Here is a 16,668-nt window from a genome sequence, read left to right as displayed (position 1 = left end):
AATGAAAACAGTCAAACCTCTGCGACTGGGTGTCTTGACCCGCCCATTCGGGTTACATGAAAAAAGCCATCTAGGTATCGTTGTTTATGCGCTGGTGGATTTCAACGGCGAATCCCCGAAACTCGTGCCCGATGCCGAACTGACCACCCACCTTTTGCAGGATATGGATTGCGAAGGTATTCTGGATCTCGTCCTGCCGAAACCGGTACCGGAGTTTCTTGTCAGCGGCAAGGCCTACACCGCGCATCAGCAGGATAAAACGCGCTGCGCGGTACGGGCGCACGTAGGCAAGCTGGAAAAAAGCTTGCTGGTTTCCGGCGAACGCTACTGGCTGGACGGTACCATGACGTCACCCCAGGCATTCGATGAAATGCCTGTCAGCTGGAACCATGCATACGGGGGTGCGGATTTTGCCGAAAACCCGGGCGGCAAGGGGCGCGATCGGGAGTGGATCAATGGCAGTTGGGTGCGGCGCTTACCCAACGTGGAAGCGCCCACCAGCACCATGCAGCGACAGGATCAGGTCATACTTCCTGCCTCTTTCGGCCCGGTCCTTTTGACACGCCCACGCCGTTACTCGCAGGTAGGTACGTTCAGCCAGGAATGGTTGCAAAACGACATGAACGCATTCTTCCCCGATATGGATCCTCGGCTGTTCAACGCAGCCGAACCCGATCAACGCTGGCCAGATCGCGATCGCTTGCCTTTAGGCTCATCGTTTCACATATGGAATATGCATCCCGAACAGCATTGCTGGAGCGGTACCCTGCCAGACTGGAAGGCAAGATGCTTCGTATTGCAGCAAATCTCCAGCTCCGGGGAACCTGAACACGAGGCGTTCCTGGAGGTAGACCTGAGGCCGACCACAGTATGGTTCTTGCCAAATATCCGGCACGCCATTTTGATGTATCATGGCGCTTTGCCCGTTGCACAGTCCTACGCGGAAGACGCGTTGGCCATACTGCCGGCCATGGAGCTGCCGGACCAGCCAAAAACCAAGTCCTATTACCGCAAGATTTTTGACCAGCGCAATGACATGGAAACGGGCGCCCTATATACCTTGCGTGATCGCGACCTGGTTCCCAAGTCCATCATGGGAGACTGGCTGGATACAAAGCCCCAGTTGCAAAGCCCTTTCCTGGACAATGCTCATAAACTCGAGCAGCGCAAGAGAGCGCAGATCCGAGCATTTCTGGATAAACATGGCACGCACTTACCGGACAGCGAACGCAATGAGCTCAATGCGCTGGTCCCTGAGTTTGTAGGCCCGCCATTTCCCGCGGATCCGGAGCATATGCCCGAATTGCACGAACGGATGCAAAAACTCAAGGCCGATGCGATGGAGCAATTGGAAGCGCAAAAACAAAGCGCGCGCCAACAATTGTCGGAACTGAATGCCGTCGACCCGCAAGGCTCTGGATCGAAGGACACCGAAGCCGCCGTTCCCGCACTGGAAGCTGCGCAGATTGAAGAAATCAGCAGGCATATTGATTCGCCCGCTCCGGCAGATCGTCAAAAAATGCAGGATGCCTTCGCAGAATTGACGAAACAGCAGGAAAAGCTCGAAGCCGACTGGGAAAAATGGTCGCAGAAGCACGGTGATCCAGATAACACGACGGCAAAACTGAAAGACATGAAGCAGCAGCGTGAGCAGGCACGCAAGCAACTGGGGAAAATCAATCTATATTCGGCGCACCTGATCGGCGGAAAAATCATTGTCGACAGCCACGTTGCACACAAAAAACGTACCAAAGCCCAACAACGTTATGCTGACGGACAGTCCATTCAGGACATGGATCTTGCTGGCGCAGATCTGTCCAGCCTGGAATTTGTCGATGCGGACATCTCGGGTTCGGACTTATCCGGCGCCAATCTGAACGGTGCTGTCTTTCGCCGTTGCAATCTTACAGACGTCATCCTCAGCAGAGCCTCTATCCAGGATGCAAGCTTTACAGATTGCGAATTGAACGGCACTAACCTGGGGGAAACCCAAGTTGAAAGAAGCAATTTTTCCGGCTCCAGACTGAAAAAAGTCATTCTGCACAAAACGGAATTTTCCCGTTGCGATTTCCGGCAAACCCAGTGGCAGGATGTGTTGAACAACATGCATGCACGATTCTCGACATGTCGCTTTGATGCCTCCAGCGCCGACAAAACCATTTTCGTGCAGTGCCACTTTGAAAATAGCAGCTTTTACCAGGCAACATTCTCGCAAACCATCTTCCAGCAAACGACCCTGGTCAATGTGAATTTCGAACAATCTCAACAAAAAAGCGCCGGTTTTGTCGCCTGCGATATGGACACCATTAACTTTTCGCAAGCGCGGCTTGATGGCGTTTCGTTCATATACAAGCTGAAAATTCGCCACTGTGCATTTCAGGAAACCACGCTAAAGGGGTGCAGCTTCAAGGGCACCGTCCTGCACGGCATCCAGGCCCAGAAGGCCAGGCTCCAGTATTGCGACCTGACACTGGCCGATCTGCGCAACGCCGACTTTACTGGCGCCGATATGCATCACTGCGTGCTCAAATCCGCCGATCTGCGCGATAGTCTTTTTAATCAGGTCGACTTCACCTCCGCTATTTTGACCAAGGCAGATTTGCGCGGCGCGGATCTGCGTCATGCGAACTTTTGCACAGCCGACATTTCCGAAGTACGCATGGATAACACAACCTTGATCCAAAATATTTACACCGAGCATACCAAGCGCTACCCCTTGTACCGAGATTCATACGCTCAACAGGATGCTGTGCACCCATGATTTCGCCCTCAACCCGCCAACAGTTCTTTGACTGCCTCGATAGTTACGAACCGATACAAGAAAAAAATTTTGCCGGTCTCTCCCTTAGAAATACAGAGCTGTCGGGTCGTGTTTTCGACAAGGTAGATTTCAGCGGAACCGACTTTAGCGGATCGCGCCTGGATAACATCGTTTTTACTAACTGCCGCTTTCACAGCTCCGTTTTTGAACACGCAGACTTGCTGCGTTGCCTGTTTTCCGGCTGTGAGCTTAACGCAAGCAGCTTCCCTCATGCGTCGCTCAGGGAATGCTCCATTGTTGAATGCCAACTGGCAAAAGCGCTTTTTCCGCAGGCAACCGTCGATAGCTGCACATTTGGCCAGACGAACCTGAGTGCCGCCATTTTTTCGCAAACGGAATGCAAAAAAACGACCTTTTTCGAAACCAATCTGGCGCAGACCGATTTTGTCGGCAGTCATTTTGAAATCAGCGTATTTTTCCGCAACGACCTGAGGCAGACGCGGTTCGATGATTGCTATTTCGAAAAAACCGTTATGAACGAAACCTTGCTCTGCGGGCAACGTTTCACCGGACTTACGTTTCAGCAATGCCCTTTCGTCAAGAGTGATTTGAAGCAGGCCATTTTCCAGGACTGTTACCTTGCCGGATGCAATTTCCAGGAAAGCCGGCTGAATAATGCCAGCTTCAACGCATGCGATTGCACCAATGCCATATTCATCGAGTCCGACGCACTGTCAGTCCAGTTTTCGGAAACCCTGCTATCGCAAAGCATGTGGATACAGGCCGTGGCCACCGACGCACGCTTCACAGACTGTAATATGACAGAAAGCATCTTGCATGAGGCCGATTTAGAAAACGCCAGATGGAATCGCTCGGATCTGACCCGGGCCGATTTTTCCCGAGCCAATCTGCGCCATACTCAGTTTGAATCAGTCATACTGCATGACACGCTGTTTCATCGAGCCCTGGTTTCTGACGGCGCATTGCTGCGCCAACCCGGCGCTCTGCCGCACCGAGATTACCTGCATGAGGCCGAGCTATGGACGCAACAGGCAAGATCCCAGTGACAATAACGAGTAGATCGTCTGAGCGCCAGGAAGCAACGCCTCGCAACACGGCTCACGCAACAGATCCCGGGATGGGCTCTTTGTTCAGGAAAAAACAAAAATCCGGTTAGGCGACGGGATCAAATTGGTGGATAAAAGACCATTGATAATATTGCTCAAACCCATGGAAATCCAGCGACAAACCGGCAAGGCGCCGGAAAAAACCCGGAAGCTGACATTGATGAATTTGGTCGCAAAGCATTTGACCACTGGCACCAACACGCCCAATATCCCGGTTTCATTGGCCCAGGTTATCATCGTAGGCATAGGGCAACATTCCAGATCCAACCCGGGCGTAAAGACCCGGGACAGCGGATTGGGGATCATGGTGACTTTAGGACCAAAATTGGGGCGAGGCCCCAGTATCATCACATCGATCAGCGTCACACTGGATCCGATTCGGCCTTGTAAAATTGGCATTTGTAGCTTCTCCGTCAAGCAAATAGTTTCAAACCGGCAAGGGTAACGCCCAGGGCCTGCAATTTGGTTTGCGCGCCGCGGGTCTGCAGATCGATTCCATCGGCTTTCCAACTCGCCCCGCTAACATCGACCTTAACCGCCTGATTGCTGAACTTCAGCGCCGCTGCGGCCAGGTTCAAGCCATCCACCTGCATGGCGACACCCCGGAGCGCGAGCCGAACCGGCTGTATTTGATACGCAAGGGTCGAATACGAAAAATTCACCGCCCCGGTTATCGACATTTTGAGCGGCATCACGTCTATGCCAAGCACCGAAACCACTTTGGTATCGACGCCGGTCACGGTGGTGTCCCTGCCAGCCTTGTAGTTATTGATCGCGTGCGAGGTCACGTTCTTTATCTCGCCGCTGGACGCGGTAATCGAATACTTTTTACACAGGATCTCAAAGTCCTGGTCGGTTGCATCAAAAAGCACCTTTCCTCCATGATTGGAAGTAAATGTGCTTTCATAATTATGCGTGGCTGCGCCCGTTACCGTAACATCCTCGGTCTGCGCGACCGTGCGCGTGAGCTTGTTTTTATAGTGCAGCGTTGCCGCTTCCTTCACATCCTGGTGCAAGGTGCCGTCGATGGTATGCGTCTCATTCGACTTGACATAAACGGTGTTGGTGCCTGCTTCAACCCGGAAAACATTGTTTCCCGTCAGTATCTTTGTGGTTGCACCACCTTTGATATTATCGACCAGGCCGCCACTGGTGATTTCGCGATGAACACCCGCATCGAACGTTTCTTTTTCATGCCCGATAATGTGCGTGGTACGGGTCCCGGTCACATCACGCGTTTCCGTTTCGCCCACTGTCGTCTTCAGGTTTGAACCTATGTTCACCGTCATATTCTGCACGACAGTCAGCAGCATATCCAGTTGCGCCCGCATGTCCACCAGTTCCTGGCCCAGCTTGTCCTCAAAGATCATCTGGTTGCGCATGCTGGGGTCGCCAAAGACAGACTGGCTGCGAAAGCCGCTTTGCGTCGCGTTGGCCGGCAGTGACACCGGCGGCATATTCTGCGCGTTGTAAACCCGTCCCAGAATGACCGGTCGATCCGGATTGCCGCCGATAAAATCCACGACGACTTCGTCATTGATACGGGGCAATTGCAGCCCGCCAAAGCCGCCGCCGGCCCACGGACTGGACACGCGAATCCAGCAGGAGCTGTTTTCGTCCCCGGTCGCCTGGCGGTCCCAGTGAAACATGACCTTGATGCGGCCGTACTGATCAGTCCACAGCTCCTCGCCAGCCGGGCCTACGACGCGGGCCGTTTGCGGTCCGCTGGTTTTGGGCTGCGGCGTCACCCGAGGTGCGCGAAATTGAATATTGGATGGCAACGCGCGAAAGATCACTTCAAAATGATCCTCTTGCCCGGTACCGGAGGAATAACCAGCCACGCTCATATTGTAGGTGGCCGATACGCAAAGGTGTTCGCGGTTTTCAGCGCGGCGCGGGTGATTGCGCAGTTTGAAAAGGCGTCCCGGTTCAACGGCGCGGATATTGCAGATGCCAAGTACCTGCTCTCTTGCGCCCTGAATTTCCTGCAAGCGCAGGCGAGCATATTTCTCGCCGTGATCCACTTCCTGATACCCGCCCTGCCATTCGTAGATTTCCAACTTGTCTGTATTGGCTGCTTCGGCATTCTTGCTGGTGGAATCCAGGCGAGCGCCAGGCTTGCGAAAATCGTAGTCAACCGTTGCGTAGCCACCAGGCGTGATCTGAGCCTGCACATGCCAGTCCGAGACGAACTCTTCGTGCGCAAGCATGTGCATCTGGCCATCGTAGAAAGTATAGGTATCGTAGCCCGGGGCCGGCTCATGCGTTGAGACATCGTCTGTAAGCACCAGTGTGTGCTCACCGTTCTCATGGCGGAACCAGTAATAGATGCCCTCATGTTCCATCAGCCGGCTGACAAAGTCAAAATCCGACTCCTGATACTGCACGCAATATTCCCAGTCGCGGTAAGACTCGGTCAGGTTATATTCCACCGCAAAGCTGTAGGTGCCCAGCACTTGCTTGATGATATCCACTGCTGACTTATTCTGGAAAATGCGGTTGTCCCTGGACTGAGTCAGATACCACAGGCTAGGCCGCAGCGTAGCGCGGTAAACATAATACTCGGAATTGACCAATTCACGGCCAACCAGTTCGAACCGGACAATCTGGCCATTGAGGTAATGCGGTGCGCCACCGGCCGTTTCCACCTGCAACGTGAGCGGCTTGCCCAGCAGCGATCGAACATCCAGCATATAGGTCTTGGCAACCAGCTCAACATTGAACTCAAACAGTTCCGACAATCCGGCCTGCCCTTTCATGCTTTTGAAGTTCAGCACTCCGGGCATGGGTGTATGCGCAATGACGGGCCGGTTCTGTAACTGAGGGATATCCATGTTCATCTCTCGCGTTGGATGCGTTCGGGTCGATCGAAATAGGGAGCAAATTTGCGGGTATGAGCATTGCTCACTGGTGATCAGGGCTGCCAGTCAAATGGGCCACTGTCCGAAATGGTTAATATTCAGATAGTTCAGTTGCTTATTGATCAACCTGATCGGGATACGACAAATCATAGGCAGGCTTTATGTCAGGATAATTACCTGAATAAGTCGTCATGTCTGTCCCAGGCATGGATCTGGCGTCAAACGACCGTATATCGGGCCGGCAATAGTGCGGCATGTCGCATGCGGAACATATTTTTACATTTGAAATATTTTTTAATAGCGTAAATGAGGCATAAATACAGCAATCGCTTTTCACTATGACCAAGGCGCCTGTCGCAGCGTTGGGCTGCGCCGGCATTTGCCCCGACCAAAACCCGCGGGTATGACGTGGTCCATCCGGTAACGGTCACCCACGATATAAGGGCAATGCGCAGTTATTATTTATGTCATACGATTGAAGTAATATGATTCAGTCGTCGCAAGCATTCCTATTCCTCGAAACCATTGTCACATGCAGATATTGCTGTGAACTCATGTTTATGTCCAACAAAAAAAGTGCAGCTAGTTGGGGTTGGCGATTATTCGCCCTTTCCTGGATTCCCTTTATCGGCATCTTTTCCTATGTGTTCTACCCGATAGAAGAATGGCTGCCCCCGATTTCGATATATTGCCTGGTGATCTCGCTGTGCATGATGATCAGCGGCGTCGTATTGATTCTTGTGTCACTGTCTTCGGGCGCCAGCGATAATCGCCGGATCCGCCAGACGGGTGAACCTGGCCAGGCCACGATCCTGTCGGTACAAGATTCGGGAACCCGGATCAATAACCATTTCGTGCTGAACGTGGGTGTTCGCATTGCACCCGCATTCGGGCCCGCCTTTGAGACTGTCTGCAGCCAGGTCATTCCAATCTACCATATGGCGCAGATCCAGAAAAACAATACGGTAAACGTGCTGTATCTGAAAGACACGCAGGAAGCGGTGATTGATTTTGAATAAAGCATTACCTATGAAACGGGGGCCGGACACCGATTGAGCAATTAGAAAATTTAGGCCCATCAGCCGATTGTGAGGCTCAGGTTCATCCCAAGGCCCCTTGCCGGTTGCTGACCCGCGAGATCCCCCCAGAGGCAAGCATATATGCGACAGAACATACCAAGCCCGCGCGAACAGTGAGGCCGATTGTAATAAGAGCGCGGGCTTGATCAGATGCAAAGCGCCTAAGTGCTCAATGTACCGGGTTGCCTTGCACCGGTTTGCGGGGAAGCCGGATTGCTGGAACGCCAGATGAGAAAAAAATTAAAGAAAGAAAGAATGAGAAGAACAGGAAAAAGAGGGGAAAAAAAGACCTTTAACACCGCCGACAGGCCCTGCTTGCTGCGTATGGGATTTGAGCCTGCCACCGGACTAAAGGTCCAGGCAAATAATAGCGCCCAGGCGAGTACCCTGCCTTGATCTGAATAAATTTTTGTACTTTTTTTTTGGGGGAAAACTGCCAGCCAGCGGGGGACTCACCCACAAGGCTTGCGGGCCGGACAGGCAACCTGAGAGCGGCAGCTAACGCGCAGCCCCCTCGAGCAGCAGATCGGTGGTCGTCGCGAGCCCTTCATACCCACTGCCAACGGGCCCGGCGCTGCTGACTGATATACGATCCGCTTAACCTGTCACGATCACTGCCTGCAGGCCCGGCCAAATAACCATGGCGATGGTGCCTGCGGGTGCCTGCTCAGGCCACGCCCTCCCACGCCTGCCGGATCACCTTGGCGCTGGCAGCCAGCGCATCTTCTTCCCTTGCCGAGAGTGCCGGCATGTAGGTCTCCAGCACCCCTTCCTTGCCAAGCAGCGACGGGAGTGACAGTGTCGTCTCAAAGGCTGCGATATGAGATCCGATGGGCACGACCAGTTTCTCGTCGTTCAGAATCGTTCTGGTGATATGCGCGGTGACCATGCCAATGCCCAGTTGACTGGCGCCGGTGCCTTCAATAATGCTGATATTGGCAAACCGGACTTCATCTTCGATCTGTTTCTGGAATGCTTCGCAATCCTTTTCATTGACATCCAGCACCTGGGCCAAGGGCACGCCGCCGATACGCACACCGGACCAAATAAACACCTGGGAAGTCCCATGTTCGCCCAATACCATGGCTTCAACAGACGCAGGATGTACGCTCGCGTGGCGGGCGATGTGAAAGCGCATGCGCTGGGAATCGAGCAGCGTTCCTGAACTGATCACATGTGCTGCATTGCTGTACTGGCGTGCCACTTCAGCCAGCGGGTCCGGCGGATCGGTCACCACCAGAATGATGGCCCCGGGCGCCGCTGCATTGATTTTCGGGATAATGTCCTGATAGATTTTTGCATTATCGTCCAGCAGCCGCAAGCGGCCAGCATCATCGCTTCGGTCCGTCGCCCCGCCTGTTTTCTCGTTCACACCCACGGTTACAATGACTAACTTGCACTGGTCAAGATCTTCATAGTGACCCGCCCGCACCTGAACCGCCGGCAATAATGTCGTTCCGTACTGGATGTCGGCCACCATGCCCTGGGCCCGTTTATGATTGCGATTGACCAGAACAATTTCGCGCGCGCCCCCTGCATACACCAGGGACATCAAACAGGCACGACCTACCGCACCCGCACCGATCAGACCGATCTTCATACCGTATCTCCGTTGGTTAACGCTAAAAAAGCAATCTGCCCAGTTTATCGCAGCTATGCATAACGGTTGTATGCATTCATGTTAAAACACAATTGAATAATAAATAATAGTGAACATCAACCCGTCTCTTTATGCAGACTCGCTGTCCGCCCGCGTTGATGCCAAGCCCGATAGTCGATTTCTATTTTGGTCAGCACGGTTGCTGAGCGCAGAGGTCACTCCCATGAAACTTCGTATTTTTATGCTGATTGTGATTGGCATTGTCGCCTTTTCGATAGCGGCAGGGGCAATCTGGCTGCTGACCCTTCCCCTGCCAGGCAACCATCCCCCGTTGCCCGGACTTGATTCGCACGAGTACGAAACGGCAATGGCAACCCTTGCTCCGCCAAAACGCCAGCGCCCTCTGATTGCCGTTATCGGTATTAACGAGGCCACCGAAACCACAGACTATCTGTTGCCCTACGGCATTCTCAAACGTGCCGGCATCGCCGACGTCATGGCGCTGTCCATGGAAGACGCACCGATCCGGTTATATCCGGCACTAACAGTTCGGGCCGATGCCACCGCTGAGCAGTTTGATCGTCGCTACCCCACAGGCGCAGACTATGTGATTGTACCTGCGATGAGCCGTGACGATGACCCCGCCGTCATTGCCTGGCTGCGTCATCAGAAAGCCAAAGGCGCGATCATTATCGGCATCTGTGCCGGCGCAAAGGTGGTAGCCGAAGCCGGATTGCTGGATGGCAGGCGCGCCACAACCCATTGGTATTATCTGAACTCGCTGCTGGAGAAGCATCCCGATATTGATTATGTGGCAAACCGTCGATGGGTGGTGGATAATGGCGTTGTCACCACAACCGGCATCACGGCGTCTATGCCGACGATGCTCATGCTGATCGAAGCCATCGCCGGCCGCGAAATTGCACAGCACGTTGGCCAGGATCTGGGCGTGACGCAATGGAGTGCAGCCCATGACAGCCAATCGTTCCGTTTTACCCGCCCCTTTGCCTTTACTGTCATTGAAAACACGTTGGCGTTCTGGCGCAAGGAACAGTTGGCTCTGCCGTTGCACACGGGTATAGACGAAGTATCGCTGGCACTGGTGGCGGATGCCTGGTCACGTACCTATCGCTCGCGCGTAACCACGTTCACGCCCGATCACGACACGATCGTCACGCGCAATGGCATGCAGATCATTGCCGACCGCGCCGCGACAACGTCGGACAACGGCACTGCCGTCCCAGTGGTTGACATGGCACATCCGGCCGCCGCGCTGACCGGCACGCTCAATGCAATCGGCAGGCGCTATGGCTTGCCAACTGCCAGCGTGGTGGCGATGCAGTTGGAATATCCATGGCCGGCAGCCATGCCTGATCACAACGCTGATCGCAACTGAACAAGGCCACCGTGGCCGGCCCGTGTGCAGCCTTAGCGTTGCGCCGGCTTACATAATAAGGAGATTGAATGCACAGCCAGCTTTATCATCAATCGTCCACGAACCTGATATGGCATGGAAAATAATGGACATCAATTACCTGCAGAGTTTTATTACCGTTGTCGAAGCCGGCTCGTTTGCCGAAGCCGGCCGACGTCTTGATCTGACCTCGGCGGCGGTCGCTGCGCGCATCAAGGCGCTGGAAGATGACATGGGCGTGGAACTGGTGCGCCGCTCTGGTCGATCGGTCAAGCCTACGGCAAGCGGCATGCGGATTATCGAAAGTACACGTTCGGTCGTCAGGCAGATCAGGGATATGCGCGCCATGGCGATGGACAGAAACAATCAGGGCGAACTGCGCCTGGGTTGCTTTGTCTCTGCTATGACCAATATCCTTCCGCCCATTCTAAAGCGTCTCTATGACATTTATCCCGAGGCGTCCGTTTTTGTGACACCGGGCGCCTCCATCGAGCTGTGTCGCAAGGTCGCGGCCGGGGAGCTGGATGCGGCCATCGTGGTCGAACCGCAGTTTGCCGTGGCAAAGCATTGCATCTGGCAAAAGTTCATGGAAGAGCCCCTGGTGGTGATTGCCCCTACGCATATGCTGGGGCGCAACCCCCATGATGTCCTGGCCAGCGAACCCTTTCTTCGCTACGATCGCAGCGTTTACGGCGGACAGCTTGCCGATCGCTACCTGCGCGACCACGACCTGCACCCCAGGCAGCGCCTGGAGATCAACAGTCTGTCCTCGATTGCCGTCATGGTGCACGAAGGGCTGGGGGTCTCGTTGGTGCCCGACTGGTCGGCCATGTGGCAATCGCTGGATATTGTACAGATCAAGCTGCCGGGCAGAACGCTGGTCCGGCGCAACGGGCTGGTGTGGAACCAGCACGGGCACCATGCCAGGCTGGCCGCCTGTCTCCATGAACAGGCCCGGGCGGTATTTGGTGTGGGCAACTGATGCTCGCCACCCCTGGCCCAAAAAAAAGATGACGCTATGCCGCATGCTGCAGGATTGCGAATCCATTTGCTGCGGCGCCAGGCTGTCGGCGCAACGCCGCAGCCTGGACCTGCCCGCGCCGTAAAATTAGCGCGGCACGGTGCCTTTGGTCTGGGGGGCCCGCAGAAAATCGAAATCCACACCTTTGTCTGCCTGCGTTACCGTATCCAGAAACAGCTTTTTATACCCGCGCTCGGCGCTTGGCACGACCACCGGCGTACGCTCGCGACGCAATGCCAGCTCCTGCTCGGATACCAGCAGGGAGATCTCGCGCCGGCTCACGCTCAGGCGGATTCTGTCGCCATTTTGTACATAGGCCAGCGGTCCGCCTATCGCTGACTCCGGTGTGACATGCAACACGATCGTACCGAAGGCGGTGCCACTCATGCGCCCGTCGGAGATGCGCACAATATCCTTGACCCCCTGGATCGCCAGTTTGCGGGGAATGGGAATGTAACCGGCCTCTGGCATGCCCGGTGCGCCCTTCGGGCCGATGTTTTTAAGTACCAGAATATCATCGGCCGTCACATCCAGTTCGTCCGAATCAATGCGCAACGCCAGATCCGCCGCGTCTTCGAACACCACCGCTCGCCCTTCGTGTTCCATCAAACCGGCATCAGCCGAAGACTGCTTGATAATGGCACCGCCCGGGGCGAGATTGCCTTGCAAAACCGCAATCCCGCCTTGCGGATAAATCGGATCGGCGGCGCTTTTTACCACTGTCTGCGCAAACCCGGGACCGGCGCGTTCAATTTCTTCACCCAGGGTGCGCCCGGTGACAGTCAGGGCATCAAGCTTGAGCAGGGGCTTGAGTTCACGCAGCAGCGTCGCCATGCCCCCGGCCTTGTGAAAATCTTCCATATAGTGCTGGCCCGAGGGCTTCAGATCGAGCAGCACCGGCGTATCTTTGCCCATGCGATCCAGCGCCTGCAGGTCGATATCCAGGCCAACCCGTCCTGCAATGGCGGCCAGATGCACAATGCCGTTGGTGGAGCCCCCGATGGCCAACAACACCCGCATGGCATTTTCAAAAGCATCGGGCGTCAGGATTTTATCGATCGTCAGCTTATCGTGCGCCATCTGAACGGCCTGTGCCCCGGTCAGCTCGGCAATGCGCATGCGATCTGCCGTCACCGCCGGCGGACTCGCTCCGCCTGGCAGACTCATGCCCAGCGCCTCGCTCAAACACGCCATGGTGCTGGCGGTCCCCATGACCGAACAGGTGCCCACGCTGGCCACCAGTTGGTTATTCACATCTGCAATTTCCTGGTCGTCAATCTCCTGTGCTCGATATTTACCCCAGTAGCGGCGGCAGTCAGTACAGGCGCCCACTCTTTCGGAACGGTGCGAACCGGTGAGCATGGAACCGGTGACCAGCTCAATCGCAGGAATGCCTGCAGAGGCAGCGCCCATCAACTGGGCCGGTACTGTCTTATCACATCCGCCAATCAGGACAATCGCGTCCATCGGCTGGGCCCGAATCATCTCTTCGGTGTCCATCGACATGAGATTGCGCAGGTACATGCTGGTCGGATATGAAAAGCTCTCATGAATGGAGATCGTGGGAAAGTCCAGCGGCAAGCCACCGGCCAGCATGATGCCCCGTTTGACCGCTTCGAGCAGTTGGGGCATATTGCCATGGCAGGGGTTGTAGGCGCTGCCGGTGTTGGCAATGCCTACAACCGGACGGGTCAGCGCCGAATCCGAGTACCCGGCGCCCTTGATAAACGCTTTTCTCAGGAACAGAGAAAAACCATTGTCGCCGTAACTGGTCAGGCCTTTTTTCAATCCTGTTGCTTCGGGTTGGTCATCCGACTGGTTGCGTCTGGACATGTTGCTTTACCTCAAGTGTGATTAGCGGGTGGTGATATTGCCGTCTTTGATAACTTTGTCCCACAGGGCAATTTCTGCCTTCAGGCGCTCTGCCGAAGCGTGGATACTCAGGGGATCGGCATACACCCCTTGCTCCAGTAATTGTTTCTTGACTTCATCCTTGGCCAGTGCCGTAGTCAGTGCTGCGTTCACCTTATCCAGGACCGCCTTGGGCGTACCGGCCGGCGCCATGACGCCAAACAGGGAGCTTACATTGTAATTGTCATAACCTTGTTCCTTGGCGGTGGGAATATCAGGCAACATGGATATGCGCTCGGGCGTCAGCACAGCCAGTGGCCGCAGCTGTCCCGATTTGATAAAGCTGATGGCTGCCGGTACAGTTTCAGTCATGACCTCAACCTGCCCGCCAACCAGGTCAGTCATGGCCGGACCGCTGCCGCGATAGGCGACGTGCACAATATTGACGCCTGCGATCTGCTTGAACAATTCCATGGCCATGCGTTGCGGCGCACCGGCTCCGGAGGACGCAAAATTGAGCTTGCCGGGGTTCTTTTTGGCGTTCTCTGCCAGCTCGGGCAAAGTCGATACCTTCAAGGACGGATTGGCCACCGCAACCAGCGGCACCGAACCCACTACACCAACAGGGGTCAGATCTTTTTGCAGATCATAGGTCAACTTGCCTTTTTCCAGTATGGACATCACAGAATGCGAGGTGAGTGCCCCCATTAGCAGGGTATAGCCATCCGGTCGGGCTTTGGCAACTTCGGCCGCGCCGATATTGCCGCCGGCGCCACCTCGGTTTTCAATCACCACCTGACCGCCGATCTGGTCACCCAGATTTTTCCCCACAATGCGCCCGATCACATCGGTCGCGCCACCCGGCGGATATGGAATGATCAGCCGGATCGGCTGATCGGGATACGTTTCGGCATGAGCGCCAGCAAACGGTGCGAGCGTCAACGGGCTGCCAAGCAGCAGACAGGTCGCCACACTGGCTGCCCTGCGATGAAATCTGGTCATGAACATATCTTGTCTCCCGATTATTGGTATGGGTTACTTGTGCTTTTTGTGAACTTGCGTGCCCTTGTCATCTGCCCTGCATGGGATGCCGACAAGGTTTCACCATCAAGGCGCCGGGCGCCGCTGTAAAAGGGGCACTTTGGCCAATTTGCCTGGCCAGCTGTCCCTGGCATAGAGCAATGTGCAGTATGACAAATGAAAAGCCTGCGAAAACCAAAAATTTTTTTGTTTTATCTATAAAAATTGCACATCAATCGCTTGTGCAGGCGCTACCGGAAAACCCCTGATTGACCGCCAGCGGATGCCGGTATTATGGTATAGCCAGCGTCCCAGCCGCCACCATCAAAGGGCTGGCTGCCCGCAACTGGCTTGGACGCGGCACCCGCGGTACACCCAGTTGTGAACGGACCGCGGCAAACCAGACCAGGAGTGCCTTATTCATGTTTATGTGCACAAGAACAGCGCTGATGCTGATGTTGCTCGTGGAGGCGGGTCTCTTTTACGCGGCATCGCTGCTCCATGCTGGCGTTGTCCTGGGTGGGTATATGCATTTGCGTGCAGCAACAGCCGAAGCCGTCATTGGTACCATACTGGCTGTGGGGGTGGTGTTCTGCATAGTCCGCCCTGGGCAAACACCGCAGGTAGCGCTGTGGACACAGGGTATTGGGCTGGTGGGAACGCTGGTTGGCGCATTCACGATCGCCATTGGCATAGGACCGCAAACGCTGGCCGATCAAATTTTCCATGCCTTTTTGCTAACCGTGCTGACAGTCGGAATTGTGCTGGCATGGGAAATCTGGCACAGGCCACCGTAAAAGCACTGTCTCGCCGACAATGACAGACCGGCGCTACCAGTGGCCGGTTCCCGTTAGCTGCTGCGCTGCATCAAGGCGTTTTTACCCCTGCATTGTCCGCTGCCACCCAATCATGGACGATCGCGCCACCTGAAGTCAAAAAACAGGTGCAGGCACTATAATGCTCCAACATGCTATCAACACCGGTCAACCTGGCCAAGCCGTCCTGCCAGATCGCCCTATTATTGACATGAATTCCGACTGCAGCAATGACACAAACGCACACAACAATAACGGATACCCACCAAATTCAGACCAGCCAAGGTCGTTTACATGCCCAATCGTGGTCGCTGCCGCCAACAGGCGCAGACCGCCAAACGCCAATTATTTTGTTACACGATTCTCTGGGTTGCATTCCTCTTTGGCGCGATTTTCCGCAAAAACTGGCACTAGCCACCAGGCACCCGGTGATTGCCTATGACCGTCTGGGATTTGGCCGCTCCGACCCCCATCCGGGCACATTAACGGCTGATTTTATCGCCCAGGAAGCCACGCAGATCATGCCGCAAGTATTTGCAGCATTTGATATCGACCGCTTTATTGCTTGTGGCCACAGTGTCGGCGGCGCCATGGCAGTGCAGGCAGCTGCGCAATTTCCGGATGCCTGCAAGGCGCTCATTACCATGGGCGCGCAGGTGTTTGTCGAGGAACTCACACTCAACGGGATACGCCAGGCCAAACTGGATTTCGCAAAACCGGAGAATTTGTCCAGGCTGGATAAATATCACGGAGACAAAAGTCGCTGGGTTGTAGATGCCTGGACCGATACCTGGTTATCGCGGGAATTTTCACAATGGCATGTTCGCAGTGAGCTGGCGCAAATCCGGTGTCCAAAACTGGCGGTCCATGGCGACAGTGACCCATACGGTTCGATCGAGCACGCCCATGTTATCGCCGCAGGCGACGGACGAGTTGAGATTCTGAACGGCATCGGCCACGTACCCTATCGGGAAGACGAAGTACGAACGCTGGCGCTTATCGCCGCGTTTATCTCTGAAATCGATAAATAAAGGTATGTCGTTTAACCGCTGAGCCTTCTGTCCCCGGGGCGCCTGTTCTCTTGCCCGCACCATACGACTACACGACACGACAGCAGTG

General features: G+C 55.0%; 14 protein-coding genes and 1 pseudogene. 9 read left to right on the top strand and 6 right to left on the bottom strand.

All coding sequences use genetic code 11. The features are described from left to right. Position 1 precedes the first annotated feature (1 nt). The 3 genes and pseudogenes from EV681_RS06275 to EV681_RS22685 all read left to right on the top strand — a co-directional run bounded on the left by EV681_RS06275 (position 2) and on the right by EV681_RS22685 (position 3,828). Positions 2-2,761 carry a DUF2169 family type VI secretion system accessory protein gene (locus tag EV681_RS06275; protein ID WP_130303537.1) on the top strand — a complete coding sequence of 920 codons (2,760 nt, stop codon included), beginning with the start codon at positions 2-4 and terminating at the stop codon, positions 2,759-2,761. After that, a pseudogene (locus tag EV681_RS22815) lies at positions 2,758-3,324 on the top strand (pentapeptide repeat-containing protein); the annotation flags it as partial. The gene EV681_RS06275 and the pseudogene EV681_RS22815, both read left to right, overlap by 4 nt. 45 nt (positions 3,325-3,369) lie before the next feature. Further along, positions 3,370-3,828 carry a pentapeptide repeat-containing protein gene (locus EV681_RS22685; RefSeq protein WP_242612153.1) on the top strand — a complete coding sequence of 153 codons (459 nt, stop codon included), beginning with the start codon at positions 3,370-3,372 and terminating at the stop codon, positions 3,826-3,828. Positions 3,829-3,912: 84 nt separating this feature from the next. On the opposite strand, the gene EV681_RS06265 is transcribed toward EV681_RS22685, so the two are convergent. Further along, complete coding sequence (locus EV681_RS06265) at positions 3,913-4,287, bottom strand: hypothetical protein (RefSeq protein ID WP_128395220.1); 375 nt, start codon at positions 4,285-4,287, stop codon at positions 3,913-3,915. A 14-nt stretch (positions 4,288-4,301) separates the two neighbouring features. Continuing rightward, positions 4,302-6,722, bottom strand: coding sequence for a type VI secretion system Vgr family protein (locus tag EV681_RS06260; protein ID WP_207227015.1), 2,421 nt, complete (start codon positions 6,720-6,722; stop codon positions 4,302-4,304). A gap of 587 nt (positions 6,723-7,309) precedes the next feature. Here EV681_RS06260 and EV681_RS06255 point away from each other — a divergent pair. Next, positions 7,310-7,768, top strand: coding sequence for a hypothetical protein (locus EV681_RS06255; protein ID WP_130303536.1), 459 nt, complete (start codon positions 7,310-7,312; stop codon positions 7,766-7,768). 288 nt (positions 7,769-8,056) lie between these two features. Continuing rightward, positions 8,057-8,224, top strand: a complete 168-nt coding sequence (locus EV681_RS22495; protein ID WP_165392962.1) for a hypothetical protein — start codon at positions 8,057-8,059, stop codon at positions 8,222-8,224. A 271-nt stretch (positions 8,225-8,495) separates the two neighbouring features. Here EV681_RS22495 and EV681_RS06250 read toward each other — a convergent pair whose 3' ends face one another. Then, a complete protein-coding gene (locus EV681_RS06250; protein ID WP_130303535.1) occupies positions 8,496-9,428 on the bottom strand; it encodes a lactate/malate family dehydrogenase in 933 nt (310 codons plus the stop codon). A gap of 223 nt (positions 9,429-9,651) precedes the next feature. Here EV681_RS06250 and EV681_RS06245 point away from each other — a divergent pair, with 223 nt between their 5' ends. Together EV681_RS06245 and EV681_RS06240 are read left to right on the top strand one after the other, a co-directional pair. After that, positions 9,652-10,824, top strand: a complete 1,173-nt coding sequence (locus EV681_RS06245; protein WP_165392961.1) for a DJ-1/PfpI family protein — start codon at positions 9,652-9,654, stop codon at positions 10,822-10,824. A gap of 124 nt (positions 10,825-10,948) precedes the next feature. Continuing rightward, positions 10,949-11,824 (top strand): LysR family transcriptional regulator, encoded by an 876-nt coding sequence (locus tag EV681_RS06240; RefSeq protein ID WP_128395550.1) that lies wholly within the window; start codon positions 10,949-10,951, stop codon positions 11,822-11,824. 126 nt (positions 11,825-11,950) lie between these two features. On the opposite strand, the gene EV681_RS06235 is transcribed toward EV681_RS06240, so the two are convergent. The 3 genes from EV681_RS06235 to EV681_RS22765 form a co-directional block, all read right to left on the bottom strand. Next, a complete protein-coding gene (locus tag EV681_RS06235; RefSeq protein WP_130303534.1) occupies positions 11,951-13,696 on the bottom strand; it encodes an IlvD/Edd family dehydratase in 1,746 nt (581 codons plus the stop codon). A gap of 21 nt (positions 13,697-13,717) precedes the next feature. Then, the gene (locus EV681_RS06230) at positions 13,718-14,722 is read right to left on the bottom strand and encodes a Bug family tripartite tricarboxylate transporter substrate binding protein (RefSeq protein ID WP_130303533.1); all 1,005 of its coding nucleotides are present in this window, start codon (positions 14,720-14,722) and stop codon (positions 13,718-13,720) included. Between the two features lie 304 nt (positions 14,723-15,026). Next, the gene (locus EV681_RS22765) at positions 15,027-15,158 is read right to left on the bottom strand and encodes a hypothetical protein (RefSeq protein WP_278044076.1); all 132 of its coding nucleotides are present in this window, start codon (positions 15,156-15,158) and stop codon (positions 15,027-15,029) included. Between EV681_RS22765 and EV681_RS06225 the strand changes: the two genes are divergently transcribed. Both EV681_RS06225 and EV681_RS06220 read left to right on the top strand, forming a co-directional pair. After that, entirely contained in the window at positions 15,157-15,531 is a 375-nt protein-coding gene (locus EV681_RS06225; RefSeq protein WP_130303532.1) for a hypothetical protein, read from the top strand. The genes EV681_RS22765 and EV681_RS06225 overlap by 2 nt on opposite strands. Positions 15,532-15,899: 368 nt before the next feature. Beyond that, a complete protein-coding gene (locus EV681_RS06220; protein ID WP_242612152.1) occupies positions 15,900-16,580 on the top strand; it encodes an alpha/beta fold hydrolase in 681 nt (226 codons plus the stop codon). Positions 16,581-16,668 lie beyond the last annotated feature (88 nt).

The organism is Advenella incenata, assembly GCF_004217095.1.
Taxonomy (GTDB): domain Bacteria; phylum Pseudomonadota; class Gammaproteobacteria; order Burkholderiales; family Burkholderiaceae_B; genus Advenella; species Advenella incenata.
This window is presented reverse-complemented; position numbering and strand designations above follow the sequence as displayed.

What these genes read in the sequence shown, in the direction of transcription:
- EV681_RS06225 (WP_130303532.1), top strand. Translation starts at nt 15,157, where the DNA reads ATGTTTATGTGCACAAGAACAGCGCTGATGCTGATGTTGCTCGTGGAG.
- EV681_RS22765 (WP_278044076.1), bottom strand. Translation starts at nt 15,158, where the DNA reads ATGAATAAGGCACTCCTGGTCTGGTTTGCCGCGGTCCGTTCACAACTG.
- EV681_RS06265 (WP_128395220.1), bottom strand. Translation starts at nt 4,287, where the DNA reads ATGCCAATTTTACAAGGCCGAATCGGATCCAGTGTGACGCTGATCGAT.
- EV681_RS06260 (WP_207227015.1), bottom strand. Translation starts at nt 6,722, where the DNA reads ATGGATATCCCTCAGTTACAGAACCGGCCCGTCATTGCGCATACACCC.
- EV681_RS06245 (WP_165392961.1), top strand. Translation starts at nt 9,652, where the DNA reads ATGAAACTTCGTATTTTTATGCTGATTGTGATTGGCATTGTCGCCTTT.
- EV681_RS06275 (WP_130303537.1), top strand. Translation starts at nt 2, where the DNA reads ATGAAAACAGTCAAACCTCTGCGACTGGGTGTCTTGACCCGCCCATTC.
- EV681_RS22495 (WP_165392962.1), top strand. Translation starts at nt 8,057, where the DNA reads ATGAGAAAAAAATTAAAGAAAGAAAGAATGAGAAGAACAGGAAAAAGA.
- EV681_RS06250 (WP_130303535.1), bottom strand. Translation starts at nt 9,428, where the DNA reads ATGAAGATCGGTCTGATCGGTGCGGGTGCGGTAGGTCGTGCCTGTTTG.
- EV681_RS06235 (WP_130303534.1), bottom strand. Translation starts at nt 13,696, where the DNA reads ATGTCCAGACGCAACCAGTCGGATGACCAACCCGAAGCAACAGGATTG.
- EV681_RS06240 (WP_128395550.1), top strand. Translation starts at nt 10,949, where the DNA reads ATGGACATCAATTACCTGCAGAGTTTTATTACCGTTGTCGAAGCCGGC.
- EV681_RS06255 (WP_130303536.1), top strand. Translation starts at nt 7,310, where the DNA reads ATGTCCAACAAAAAAAGTGCAGCTAGTTGGGGTTGGCGATTATTCGCC.
- EV681_RS06230 (WP_130303533.1), bottom strand. Translation starts at nt 14,722, where the DNA reads ATGTTCATGACCAGATTTCATCGCAGGGCAGCCAGTGTGGCGACCTGT.